Origin of the sequence: Vibrio metschnikovii CIP 69.14, from assembly GCF_000176155.1 — a bacterium.
GTDB classification, from domain to species: Bacteria; Pseudomonadota; Gammaproteobacteria; order Enterobacterales; family Vibrionaceae; genus Vibrio; species Vibrio metschnikovii.
The window spans coordinates 683521-696889 of record NZ_ACZO01000006.1 but is presented as its reverse complement, the minus strand read 5'-3'; the positions used below and the strand labels follow the sequence as shown (position 1 = coordinate 696889).

General features: G+C 45.2%; 11 protein-coding genes. 5 read left to right on the top strand and 6 right to left on the bottom strand.

Translation table 11 applies throughout. The features are described 5' to 3' along the window. Window positions 1–149 precede the first annotated feature (149 nt). Window positions 150–956: a sugar-phosphatase gene (yidA, locus tag VIB_RS06630; RefSeq protein WP_004395194.1), complete on the top strand. Its 807-nt coding sequence runs from the start codon at window positions 150–152 to the stop codon at window positions 954–956. Window positions 957–1046: 90 nt separating this feature from the next. On the opposite strand, the gene VIB_RS06625 is transcribed toward yidA, so the two are convergent. Further along, a complete protein-coding gene (locus tag VIB_RS06625; RefSeq protein WP_004395193.1) occupies window positions 1047–1985 on the bottom strand; it encodes a precorrin-2 dehydrogenase/sirohydrochlorin ferrochelatase family protein in 939 nt (312 codons plus the stop codon). A gap of 178 nt (window positions 1986–2163) precedes the next feature. Here VIB_RS06625 and VIB_RS06620 point away from each other — a divergent pair, with 178 nt between their 5' ends. The 3 genes from VIB_RS06620 to VIB_RS06610 all read left to right on the top strand — a co-directional run bounded on the left by VIB_RS06620 (window position 2164) and on the right by VIB_RS06610 (window position 4543). Next, on the top strand, window positions 2164–3186 hold the full coding sequence (locus tag VIB_RS06620) for an amino acid ABC transporter substrate-binding protein (RefSeq protein ID WP_004395192.1): 1023 nt from the start codon (window positions 2164–2166) through the stop codon (window positions 3184–3186). Window positions 3187–3427: 241 nt separating this feature from the next. Beyond that, window positions 3428–4087 (top strand): Bax inhibitor-1/YccA family protein, encoded by a 660-nt coding sequence (locus VIB_RS06615; RefSeq protein ID WP_040904274.1) that lies wholly within the window; start codon window positions 3428–3430, stop codon window positions 4085–4087. 126 nt (window positions 4088–4213) lie between these two features. After that, complete coding sequence (locus VIB_RS06610) at window positions 4214–4543, top strand: TusE/DsrC/DsvC family sulfur relay protein (protein WP_004395190.1); 330 nt, start codon at window positions 4214–4216, stop codon at window positions 4541–4543. A 51-nt stretch (window positions 4544–4594) separates the two neighbouring features. Here VIB_RS06610 and yccX read toward each other — a convergent pair whose 3' ends face one another. After that, entirely contained in the window at window positions 4595–4873 is a 279-nt protein-coding gene (yccX, locus tag VIB_RS06605) for an acylphosphatase (protein ID WP_040904273.1), read from the bottom strand. A 261-nt stretch (window positions 4874–5134) separates the two neighbouring features. Between yccX and VIB_RS06600 the strand changes: the two genes are divergently transcribed. Next, a complete protein-coding gene (locus VIB_RS06600; protein ID WP_004395188.1) occupies window positions 5135–6328 on the top strand; it encodes a class I SAM-dependent methyltransferase in 1194 nt (397 codons plus the stop codon). 60 nt (window positions 6329–6388) lie between these two features. On the opposite strand, the gene VIB_RS06595 is transcribed toward VIB_RS06600, so the two are convergent. The 4 genes from VIB_RS06595 to VIB_RS06580 all read right to left on the bottom strand — a co-directional run bounded on the left by VIB_RS06595 (window position 6389) and on the right by VIB_RS06580 (window position 13281). Then, window positions 6389–7381, bottom strand: a complete 993-nt coding sequence (locus VIB_RS06595; protein ID WP_004395187.1) for a cytochrome d ubiquinol oxidase subunit II — start codon at window positions 7379–7381, stop codon at window positions 6389–6391. Between the two features lie 2 nt (window positions 7382–7383). Next, on the bottom strand, window positions 7384–8718 hold the full coding sequence (locus VIB_RS06590) for a cytochrome ubiquinol oxidase subunit I (RefSeq protein WP_004395186.1): 1335 nt from the start codon (window positions 8716–8718) through the stop codon (window positions 7384–7386). A gap of 279 nt (window positions 8719–8997) precedes the next feature. Continuing rightward, window positions 8998–10353, bottom strand: a complete 1356-nt coding sequence (locus tag VIB_RS06585) for a DASH family cryptochrome (protein ID WP_004395185.1) — start codon at window positions 10351–10353, stop codon at window positions 8998–9000. A gap of 126 nt (window positions 10354–10479) precedes the next feature. Further along, window positions 10480–13281, bottom strand: coding sequence for a hypothetical protein (locus VIB_RS06580; RefSeq protein ID WP_004395184.1), 2802 nt, complete (start codon window positions 13279–13281; stop codon window positions 10480–10482). Between the last annotated feature and the right edge of the window lie 88 nt (window positions 13282–13369).

Below are 13369 nucleotides of genomic sequence, written 5' to 3'. Positions count from 1 at the left end.
CGCTTTTTATAAACTGACTTTAGATTTTCATAAAAAACACGTATCTTGTCATACTTTCAAGCCAAGCGATTTATCCGTTGCACCACGGCAAATGGGCTAAAAACGATAAATCCAGCGGTAACTCTCTTTTTAGTCATTTTAGGTAACACATGTATAAATTGATCGCGCTCGATATGGATGGCACCTTACTCAATAGCCAAAAGCAGATTTCTCTACGCACTCAACAAGCGATAGCCAAAGCTCGCGAGCAAGGAATTAAAGTCGTGCTTGCTTCTGGTCGTCCACTCGCGGGGATGCAAGATAAACTCGAACTTTTACACCTCACCTCAGATCAAGACTATGTATTGCACTACAACGGTTCGATGGTGCAAAACGTTGGTACGGGGGAAGTTATCTATCAACAAATTATTGATGGTCGCTCGGCTAAACGGGTAGCACAATTAGCCAAAGAGCTGGGCGTTAATACCCATGCATTTAGTCAAATTCATGGTTTGATCACCCCTAAAGTCAGCCAATATACTGAAGTCGAAGCGACTATAAATGGCATTTCCATCACTGAGATGGACTTTGACCAGTTGGAAGATGATCATCCGATCATCAAAGCAATGATTGTCGCAGAGCCAGCAGTGTTAACCGCAACCATCGCGAAAATTCCGGCTGAGTTCTATCGAGATTTCACGATTGTACAAAGTGCGGCATTTTTTGTTGAATTCCTTAATCCTAAAAGCAATAAAGGCATTGGCGTACAAGCGATTGCTGAACACTTAGGCATTCAGGCCTCTGAAGTGATGTGCATGGGGGATGCTGAAAACGATCACCATATGTTGCAATATGCAGGACTCGGTATTGCGATGGACAATGCCATGGAAGAGACCAAACGCATCGCTGACCATATTACCTTGAGCAATGATCAAGACGGTGTTGCTGTTGCGATTGAGCAGTTTGCTTTACGTTAAGAAACACCATTTAAAAACCCCCCTTATTAAATGATTCGGGGGGGGTTTATACTCTCAAACTAGAGTGGTGTTTTAGGTATCAAGGGAACACTACCCTTCGCTACCTTGTTTAAGCACTTTCTCTTGCCCTTGCAAAAGCACATATTCTTGACGTGCCGAAGGGATTAATATCACTACACGCTGCTGAGCCTGTTTTGCACTGGCTAAACGTTCGCTTAATTGACCAGGATGACTAAACGGTTCGCGCTCAGCATCACGACGACACAAGTTAACAAACTCATGGTCACAAGAGTCACAAAACAACACCAACTCCGCTTGTTGCATATAACGTAACGCTTTTAGTGAAAGCAGCTCAACATCCCTACCACACTCAATCCACGTTACTTCTCCTCGCTCATCCATCGGCTGCTCTAGTGCCGCACAATACTGCTTTTCTAATGCTTCACGGCTAGTGGCATTTTTAACCGCAGTTTGCGCAAAAAATAGTTCCCAAAACTTACGGCGTTGATCGACGGTCGTGAGATGATCTTTAATCGAATTACGTTTCGAAGCTCCAAAATCAGCCAATAACGCGAGGTTTTGCGGTAAAACACTTTCGAGGGTTTCACGAATATTGCGGATCAAGACTGGGGAAGCTCCACCACTAGAGATCGCCAATTGAATTCGGCCGCGTTCAATCATCGACGGAGTAATAAAATCGCAATAAGGCTGATCATCGACCACATTAACCAAGACTCCGACTGACTTGGCATCACGAAACACTTGATGATTCAGATCGGGATTATCTGTGGTCGCCCAAACTTGCACATAATCGGCGCTAATAAATTTTGAGGAATAGAAATTTTGAATCCATTGGCAGCGGTCTTGCTCAACCCACGCCTGCAATTGAGGGGTAATATGGGGGGACACTACCGTAATATGGGCACCAGCACGCATCAGCGCCTCAATTTTTCGACACGCTACCTCGCCACCACCCACCACTAAAACGGCTTTATTGGACAAATCAAGAAATACTGGAAAATAGCGCATGTTAGTCTTTTACCTTTTAATTCAATCGATTCATGCTAACAAAAAAACAACACTAACAGTAGATAGGTTGTTGAAGCAATCTAACATTAATTTGACTTGGTAGAAGTGACTTATCTTATCTACGCTTATAATAACTAACAAATTGACCGAGCGCTTCTGCTCAAAGAAGGATATTCCCATGGCGAATCGATTGGCTACTCTTGTTTGTGCGGTTTCATTATCGTTAACCACTCATCTCGCTTTTGCATCGCCAACGACCTTAGACCGTGTGTTAACCCAAGGAAAGCTAACCTGTGGCATCAGCACTGGTTTAGCAGGTTTTTCTGATGCCGATGCCAAAGGTCAATGGCAAGGTTTGGATGTGGACTATTGTCGCGCCCTCGCCGCCGCAGTATTAGGCGATAAAAATAAAGTAGAGTACGTGCCGTTAACGGCTCGCGAGCGCTTTAATGCTTTGCAATCGGGACAGGTCGATGTGCTTTCTCGCAATACTACATGGACATTTGAGCGAGATACCACAATGGGCTTAAACTTTGTCGGCGTTAATTTTTATGACGGCCAAGGATTTATGGTTACTAAAAAATCAGCCATAACCCAAGTAAGCCAGCTTAATAATCGCCCTATTTGCGTTCAATCAGAAACCACCACCAAATTGAATTTGGATGATTATTTTCGTCATCACGGCATGAGTTACCAACCCGTGGTGTTTGATACTGCAATACAAATTGCTCGCGCCTTCAATGCAGAGCGCTGTGTTGCGGTCACCGCCGATAAGTCTGGATTATATGCCTTGCGACTGAACTTAGCGAAACCAGACTCAGCCATTATTCTACCAGAAATCATTTCCAAAGAGCCGCTTGGCCCCGTGATTCGCGAAGGCGATGATCGCTGGTTAAATATCACTCGCTGGACGCTCGCCGCGATGATTAACGCCGAAGAACTCGGCATTACCTCAGCCAACGTCGACCAACAGCGCAAATCAACCAACCCTGAAATCAGACGACTCCTTGGTGTTGAAGGAGAAATTGGGCGTCCACTGGGCATTAATAACGATTGGGCTTATCAAATCATCAAACAAGTGGGCAACTACAGTGAAAGCTTTCAACGTAATGTCGGCGAAGACTCTCCTCTAGCCATTCCACGTGGACTGAATGCCCTTTGGAACGCCGGAGGAATTATGTACGCCACACCAATACGCTAAAAGTTTCTTATTATTACGTCTATTTTAACGTAGAATAAGCGTTACCTATTCACAAGCGCGATCGCCCCGTTCTAGTATGAATAGCGAACACAAGTAATATCATGTTACAACTTGTTCACACTTAATTCGCGCTTTTTGATTATTATTCTCGTAAACAAAAATACAGATATGGGATTGAAATAGTGAACTTTTCACCCCATTACTGTCTACATAGTTAACTACACCTTCTATGAGGAAGAGTATGAACAGTCCAATGTATTCACGCACCTCGTCTTATGACAGTGCTCTACAAACCAACAAAGTGCTAAGAAACACCTATGCGCTACTCTCAATGACCTTATTATGGTCAGCGGTTGTCGCTGGCGTTTCAATGGCAATGAACCTACCACGCCCTGGCTTAATTCTTATGCTGGTCGGTTTTTATGGTCTGTTATTTTTAACTGAGAAAAACCGTAACAACAGCCTTGGCCTTGTGTTTACGTTCTTATTTACTGGCTTCTTAGGTTATACGATTGGTCCAATCCTCAATATGTACATCGGTGCAGGCATGGGCGATGTTATCCTCACCGCTTTAGGTGGTACGGCCTTAGCCTTTATGGGTGCATCAGCGTATGCGTTAACGACTAAGCGTGACCTTTCTTTCCTTGGTGGCGTACTGATGGCTGGCTTCGTTGTGCTGCTTATCGGTATTGTGGCAAATATTTTCCTACAAATGCCAATGCTGCACCTAGCAATGAGCGGAATGTTCGTGTTGTTTTCAACCGGTGTTATCTTGTTAACAACTCAGCAAATTGTTCGTGGTGGTGAGACTAACTACATCTCTGCGACCGTCAGCCTTTACGTTTCAATCTACAACCTATTCATCAGCTTGTTGACGATTCTTGGCATCATGCGCGACTAATCGCAACACAACTGAAATAACATCACCCAAAGGCCCGAAAGCTTGCTTTCGGGCCTTTGTTTTCTCTTGAGCAAAAACCAAGCCTCCATTACCCTATGCGCACTTTTCAATTGGGGCGAGAAACTGATGTTCGACTATAACGGTAAAAGCATTGCAACCGATGCACAAGGGTATTTACTTGATCACACCCTTTGGGAAGAAGGAATGATAGAGATTCTAGCTAATGAAGAGGGGATCCTGTTGAGTGATGCGCACTTAGAAGTGATCCATTTTGTTCGTCAATTTTATGAAGAATACCAAACCTCTCCCGCGATTCGCATGCTAGTCAAGGCAATGGAAAAAGCCCACGGGCCGGAAAAAGGCAATAGTAAATACCTGTTTAAGCTGTTTCCTAAAGGTCCCGCTAAACAAGCAACAAAGCTCGCAGGCTTACCCAAACCCGCGAAGTGCTTATAAGCCCGACTAAACAGCCGAGGGCTGACAGTGAATCAGCCCTCTTTGAACTCGCTATAAAATTTGGAAATCCGATGGTACTGAATCGATAGTGACTTGACTGCGCATCACTTGTTCCACTCGTGCCGTTTTCGGCCCTTGTTGTAGCCATATAAAGAGCTGCTCAACGTGTTCTGATTGACCAACCGCCAGCACCTCAACCTCACCACTAGGAAGGTTTTTCGCATAACCGAGCACACTAAGCTTCGATGCCTGCAAGGCGGTATGGTAACGAAAGCCAACCCCTTGTACTCTTCCCGACACGATAAACTTATCGCTTATTACGTTATTCATACTTTCCTCCACGTCAAAGTCATCTCCAGTAGAGTATATCTCTCAGCGACTTACCGTTGTAGGTAGATAACCATTTGGTAACGCTATAGCGGGAAATGAAGCATCGTTATCTCATGAAGATCAATATAACGATATGAGTACTGAGGATGAGCGTAGTTAATGCCGTAGCGTTGATAAAGCAAAGGGATACTCTGATTTGCTTTTCACCCCAAGTTGCACGACAATGCCTGCCCATTTTTATTAATCTTTTTGAGTAGCGCAATGACTCCTGCAATCTATCTGGTCAAAGGTCGTGATAAATCTTTACGTCGTAAACATCCTTGGGTTTTTTCTCGTGGCATCAGCAAAGTTGAAGGCGATCCACAACTCGGTGAAACGGTCGATATTTACACGCATGATGGACAATGGTTAGCGAAAGCGGCTTACTCTCCCCACTCTCAAATTCGTGCTCGTGTATGGAGCTTTACCAATGAAAGCATTGATAATGATTTTTTTATCAAACGTATTCAGCAAGCTCAAAAACTGCGCGACGAATTGATTGAGCGTGACGGCGTCACTGGATATCGCCTGATTGCTGCTGAATCGGATGGCTTGCCCGGTATAACGATTGATAAATATGATAACTATTTAGTCTGTCAGCTACTCAGTGCCGGTGCTGAATACCAAAAACCGCACTTGATCGCCGCACTTAAACACTGTTTTGCCGATTGTCATATTTATGAGCGTTCAGACGTTGCAGTGCGTAAGAAAGAAGGCTTAGAAGAGCGCGTTGGTGTATTGCACGGAGAAGTTCCACCAGAGGTGGTGGTGATTGAAGAAAATGGCATTAAAATCCGTGTTGATATAGTTGGTGGCCATAAAACTGGCTTTTATCTTGATCAACGCGATAGCCGTCAGCAATCAATGAAATACGTTAAAGATAAAGAAGTACTCAACTGCTTCTCTTACACCGGTGGCTTTGGGTTATACGCGTTAAAAGGTGGCGCTAAGCGGGTAATTAATGCCGATGTGTCACAGCCAGCACTCGATAATGCGAAAATGAATGCCGAGCTCAATGAATTTGATATCAGCAAAAAACGCGCGGTGTTTCTCAATGCGGATGTGTTCAAACTACTGCGCGAGTACCGAGAGCAAGGCACGCAATTCGACGTAGTGATTATGGACCCACCTAAGTTTGCCGAGTCTAAAGCTCAGTTGAACGGCGCTTGTCGTGGCTACAAAGACATTAACATGTTAGCGATGCAAATTTTAAAACCTGGTGGCACCCTACTCACCTATTCGTGCTCGGGTTTGATGGATCAAGTCCTGTTTCAAAAAATCATTGCCGATGCAGCGCTGGATGCCGGTCGCGATGTGAAGTTTATCGAACGCTTCGAACAAGCCGCGGATCATCCCGTTGATACCGCATACCCAGAAGGTTTTTATCTGAAAGGCTTTGCCTGCAAGGTGATGTAAATACCATAAAATAACGGCCTCTTTCGAGGCCATTATTTTTTCCAATACCACTACATGCGATTACTTGTAGCTTAAGTCTGTCGCCTTACCTTTAAAAATCCGATAGACAACAAAGGTATAAAGCAAGATCATTGGCATAACAATCACTACCCCAATCCCGACCACTAACAAGCTAGCAGTAGAAGCGGCTGATTCTTGCGCTGTCATCACCCCGGGCACCACATCTGGGAAAAAGCTGTAAGCTAAACCAAGAAAGCTTAAAGCAAAAATCAACATTACCCCAAAGAATGGCCATTGAACGCCCATATCATTCTCTATCGGCACCCGTCTTAAATAACGATCAACCATAAAAATGGTCGCCAACACTACCAATGGCACCGGAGCCAACAGTAACATCTCAGGAAAACTGAACCAACGCTCAGCCACCATCGGATTAAACAGTGGATTAACCACACTGACCGCTAAAATACCTAATGCCGCTAACCAGCCAGCTCGGCGAGACCAATATGCCGCGCGCTTTTGTAACTCACCCTCTGTTTTTAAGACTAGCCAAGCGCCACCAATGTACACGTAAGCCGCAGTGACACACAACGCGCTGAGCAGTGCAAAGGCGTACGCTTGAGTCGACTCTTCAAAACTCATCACATAGCGACCAATCATGTAGCCTTGAGTCAGTGCCGCGAGCAGTGAACCCGTTTTAAAGCACAAATCCCAATGATCTTTATGATCGGCTTTCGCTTTGGCGCGAAAATCGAACGCCACACCTCGCATAATCAAGGCGATCAGCATAATGGCGACAGGCATATAGAGTTCGGTAAGGATATAGCTATGAGCGGCAGGAAACGCGATTAATAAGATACCAATACCTAATACTAGCCACGTTTCATTAGCGTCCCAAAAAGGGCCAATCGAAGCGATCATTCGGTCGCGTTGCTGCTCATTATTACGCGGTAACAAAATGCCAACGCCTAAATCATAGCCATCAAGCACGGCATACATGAAGACACTAAAGCCCAGCAGTAATAGATAAATTTCAGGTAGATGTGTGATCATGCTTATACCTTTTGCTCATTAGTGGTTGCGGTTTCAGTCGGTGATGAAAACTGTCTGGCTAAATAAAACAGGGTATGGATGTAAGCCACCAGCAAGACCGCATAGACAATTAAGTACATCACTAATGACGTGGCTACAGAGCTACTCGCCACCGTCGTTACCGCATCTGAGGTTCGTAATACCCCTTGAACTAACCAAGGCTGACGACCAATTTCTGTCACATACCAACCCGCTAGGGTTGCTACCCATCCGGAAAATGTCATCGCCACTAAAGTGTATAAGTAAGGTTTCGGTAGTGATTGTTGGCGTAGCAATCGCCAAGCACCGTACCAACTCACCAATAGCATCAACATCCCGACACCCACCATGATCCGAAAACCAAAGAATAAAGGCTTGACCGGAGGATGATCTGGCGCAAACTCATTTAAGCCCTGAATTTCACCATTTAAGTCATGGGTTAAAATGAAGCTCGCTAATTTAGGGATCCCGACTTCAAAATGATTACTGCGCGTGGTTTCATCGGGCCAAGCAAAAAGCAGTAATGGCGCACCTTGTTCAGTTTCCCACACCCCTTCCATCGCAGCGATTTTCGCAGGCTGATGTTCAAGCGTATTTAAACCGTGTAAATCACCGACCAAAATCTGCACCGGAATACCAACAGCGGCAAGAATAATCGCTACTTTCATGCCCACTTTGGCGGCGTTAAGTTGTGAATTACGCAGGTACTGATAAGCCGAGATCCCAGCAATAACAAAACTGGCTGTGAGTAACGAAGCAAGTAACATGTGGGCGAGACGATAAGGCATAGAAGGATTAAAAATCACTTCTTTCCAACTGGTCACATGTACTATGCCGTCAATCAGTTCATAACCCGTTGGCGTATGCATCCAACTATTAAGGACTAAAATCCAGAAGGCAGAGAGTGAGGTACCAATCGCAACCAGTACGGTGGCTAAGGTGTGTACCCATTCAGGAACACGACCCCGTCCAAACAACATCACACCAAGGAAGGTCGCTTCCATAAAGAAAGCGGTCATCACTTCATAACCCAGTAATGGTCCGGCAACATTACCGACTTTTTCCATAAAACCCGGCCAGTTGGTGCCAAATTGGAAACTCATGGTAATACCAGAGACAACCCCAAGAGCGAAGGTAAGCGCAAATACCTTGACCCAAAAATAGTACAAATCAAGCCATAACTGAGCTTGAGTACGAACAAAACGCCACTTGAAAAACACCATGATCCACGCTAACGCAATGGTGATGGTCGGAAATAAAATATGAAAACTAATATTGGCCGCAAACTGTATCCGCGACAACATGAGGGTATCTAACATCACGTATTCCTAAATCTAAAAAACCGCTAGGCAATGACACAACGATTATTAACTTACTTGTTAATTACGAGTCCCACTCCAATTTGGTTTACTCGTTGCTATTTTTATTGTGTTTTGCCATTGCCAATTAGGGTTAATAGCGATCGACTCGGTATAAAAACACAAATAAGTTTGATGTATATCAAACTTATTCATGATAACCGAGCCAAAAGGTGTGTCGAATCGATGAGAATGATGACAAAAAGTGAATGGCGCCACGCTTGCGCAATAATCGTACGCTTATTGCGCTGGAGAGACAGGCCAATCAACCATATCAACAACATCAATACTGTGCTGATCCGCTTCCCCCTGCCAATGACGAATAAAACTCAACTCAGGATCGTATAACGCGGTCTGCTTAGCCAAATCAAAGCGGCGATGACCGCGAGGGTCCGCGCCAACTCCCGCTAAATATTGCCAATTACCCCAATTACTGGCGACATCATAATCGATTAATTGTGATTGAAAATACTGCGCGCCATAGCGCCAATCGATGCTTAGCTCATGCACCAAACAACTGGCAACAAGCTGACGACTTCGATTAGACAGGTATCCTGTGGCTTTTAATTGCTTCATTGCCGCATTCACAATCGGATAAGGGGTTGTACCATTGATCCAACTGCGCATCCGTTGCGGATAGTAGCTGGTCAACGGCACTTGACCTTTGATACCTGAGAATTGAAATAATTGCGCCCCATATTTAAGGGCGTACCATTGAAAATATTCTCGCCACAACAATTCAAAATAAATCCAGTATGTCGACTCATTCGCTCCTCGTTGCGTTTCATAATCGTTAAGCCTTGCTAATAAACGGCCAATCGAGAGACAACCATTGGCAAGCCAAGGCGAAAACTTCGTCGAAGACTCCCATTCATCTAACGCATTACGCGTTTGTTTATAAATCAATGACGCATCGCTAGAAAAATAATCTTCAAGATGCTCTAAGGCAGCACTTTCACCGCCTCTCCACAGCGGCGAAGACCGCAACTCAAGATTGATGGATCTGATGGCGGTCGATAACCAAGAGCTCGACGATGGAAGAACACTGGGTGGCAAAGCCGTGATATCGCTATTCCACCGCGCTGATTGCGATGAATATCGACCCTCGAGTGATTCGACCTGTTTACGAAAAACAGAAAAAGAGTCAGGTAACGCCGCTAACGAAAACGGTAATTCGGCTTGCTCAAATAAACGATGAGTATTAAGAGAGACCACCGTTAATTGTGGGTAGCGTAAGCGTACTTCACGTAACGTTTGATGAATGGCAAAGTCGACAGATTCAGACACATACAAATGATTGGCTTCGGTCAGTTCAATAAACTGGCAAAGCTGCGATACCGCCTCTCCGGTGGCTATCTGTAATGATTGACCGAGCGTTTGCAATTTTGCATCCAAATCCGCCAAGCTCTCTAATAAAAACCGCTGCTTGGCCAAGCCATTACTGGCCACAACTTGAAAACGTTGATCTAAAGGCGTTAACGAAGGGATCAGATAGCAGCAAGTCAACTGGTGACTATTTTGCGCGGCTTGAGTCAATAATGGGTTATCTGAAATCCGTAAGTCATTGGTAAACCAATAAAGAGAGCGTATGGACATAAAAAGTAACCGATGATTAAATTTTATTTTGATACGTAAATCGAGGGATTATCGATCGATACAGCAATAAAAAAGGGCAGAAATCATTCTGCCCTTTTTACAACCGATAATAATAGTGGTGCGCGTTTAAAACTCAGCCGCGAGCTTAATGTACACTTCATCTTTGCCTAGCTTACTGTCTAAGCCATGAGCATATCCAATATGAATCGGTAACGCATTACCATACAAAACGATCGCATCGACTTGTAACTCAGCACCGATGCCCGTTAATGCGCTGTAGCTTTGCTGAGAATTCCAACTGGAACCGGAATCAACAAATGCGGTCGCAGAAATGTCACCTAAACCAATCGGCCATAAGCCCCAGTTTCGCTCAGCGCGATACAGCAAACGGCTTAGCTCAATACTTTGTGTGGCATATTGCTGGCCCACTTGCGCCGCAGAACCATAACCGCGTAGTTTAAGTTCATTTCGGCCATAAAGTTGTGCTTCGTCACCCGTATAACCACCAAGTTCAAAAGGTTTAGCTTTAGCATCGGCATAACCGGCGGCCAAATGCGTTGTTAAGCGTAAACGTCCGGGTAAATCCCAGTTCGCCTGCCACTGTGCTTGCCACTTCTGTCCTGAGTAGTCACCGTCAATATTGGTTTCCCACACTAAGTCAGCGTAATGTCCCCAAGCGTAACCGGGGATATTCAACAAGTTTTCACGGTTATCCCATTGAATCGCACCACCGACCAGCCATTCATTACTCGCGTCCGCATAGTGAGAACCTTGAGGAGATTTAACCAGCGCTTCTTTCTGCCAATACGTTCCGACGCCAACGTTTAAGTGGTCATCAAACGCATGCCATAAATGGTTACGCTGCAGTGTGAAATCATCCTGACGAACAATCCGATCGTCTTTACCCGTTAATGCGTTAAATTTAAACTCATGTTCACGACTTAATGTCGCTTGCCAGCGGTTATCGTATTGATAGCCAAGTTGATAAGCAGCAAACGCATTTTTACTGTCCCATGCCGCCATGATCTCATATTGGTGGCGACCCAATACATCGGAGCCACTAGTAGCAACACCAAATAACGATTGATTATCATCAGACTGCCATACCGGCACCCAATAACGTGGCGCTAACGTCGATAATGGCGAGTATCCTGTTGGCTGACTTTTCTCTGTAGCAGTAATCGTGGCTATCGGAGCCGCATTCACGGTGTTGGCCACCGGTAGCGTCGATAGCGGTATATCGGCAAGTCCTTGCGGATTCTCTACACGACGCAGATGGTAACCATCATGCTCATACGCTTGATAAACAATCCCTTCAGGCCCCGATTGCGGTGAAAATGCACCGCCGATTTCTGCGGTTAATTGTTCAACGATATTGGTTTGCAAATCAAGACGATAAATCTGATAACGCCCAGTATAATCGGCGCTGAACAGTAAATCGCCTTGCGCAGTAAAGCTCAATTGATGTTCAGTAGCGGCGGTTTCAGTGACCGCCATCCAGCTTTGCGTTGGCTGATCAAAACGCATAATATTCCACGACTGAAAAGGCGCTTTCACGGCGGCATAAATATCACCGTTTGGTGATACGGCCATATCGCCTAGTACCCAATTTGCTTCACCCTGCCACAACTGAGTTTGCTTGCCGTTTAATTCGATTTGCCATAACTCAGCCAGGCCTTGCTGATGACGGACCGCAAAAATGCTTAGCCCATCGTTACTCCAGCGTGCTTGCACAAAGCGTTGCTGCTCGGTTAAACGCTGCCACTGGCCATCGACATAACGATACAGATCATTAAAAACACGCCCATCAACATACGAATTGATTTGCGAAACCACTAGCCCTTGCGTCGGATGCGAGTCGATACTGGTTAAGCTTTTGGTACTGACCAGACTTTGCCATTGACCACGCTTGGTATCCCATTGAGCAAGGTTAGCACGATCGTCGCCATTTTGACGCCACGCGATCAACGTATCACGGTCATGGGCTAACAAATACTCAAACGGCTGAGCATCGAGCTCATGGTAAGTGAACGCCTCATTCGAAGTCAGTTGATCGGCAAACTGCGTGTTCAAATCGGCACGAAATTCTTCCCAAAGCGCGAAAAAATCTTTCCCAAAAATGTGTCGAGCACTGAGATTTAAGAAAAGTCCCGGAACCAGATAGCCACTGTAATCGGTTAAAAAGGCCTGAACAGACTCTTCACCATAGGTTTTGGCTAGATACTGAACAAAATAAGCACCATACAAATAGTTACTGCCAAAGGGCAAACGCTTATGAGCCACTACCACGTGTTCAATATCGGCTAACTCACCACTCGCCACTTCCATGCGCATCTGCATTGCAAAGTGGCTATTATGCAACCGCCCAACACCATGATCATTTTGGCTTTCCATATAGACCGCCAAACCTTCCAATAGCATCGAAGGGGTAAGAGCATGTGGGAATAAAAGAGGATGACGACCGACAATGCCTCGTCCGATGGTAACAGCACCATCACTCATTTCCATATGGATAATATGAGTGTATTCATGGCGGATCAGTAAATGCAGCCACTCATCATTACCTTCTAATCCATTCACCGCACTGGGTGGATTGATGATCAGACGTATCTGTGCGTAAGGCAGTGGCGTTGCCCAGCCGTTAGAGTAATCATAATCATCAACTAAGGTGAGATGCGTTTTCTCGGCGGGCATTTGTGCAAACTGAGACGCAAGCTCTTGGTGAACTTGCTCAGCAATATCTAATGCACGTGCTGCACTATTGGCGAGTTCACGACGAAAATGCACTATAAAGTGCGCCGATTGCTGGGTTTGCCATACCTGCCCCGCTTGATCCCAAGCGACAGGCTCCGCCAACACATGAGGAGAATGAAGTCCAAGACAAGCCATCAGGCCCATAATCGGAGAAAGTGCCAATGTTTTCGACATAGTGAACAGCGATCCTATTAGTGATTAACAGTATCTATTATAAAGATAAACATCAAAACCATTCAGTCTTGAAATGTATGGTTTTGTC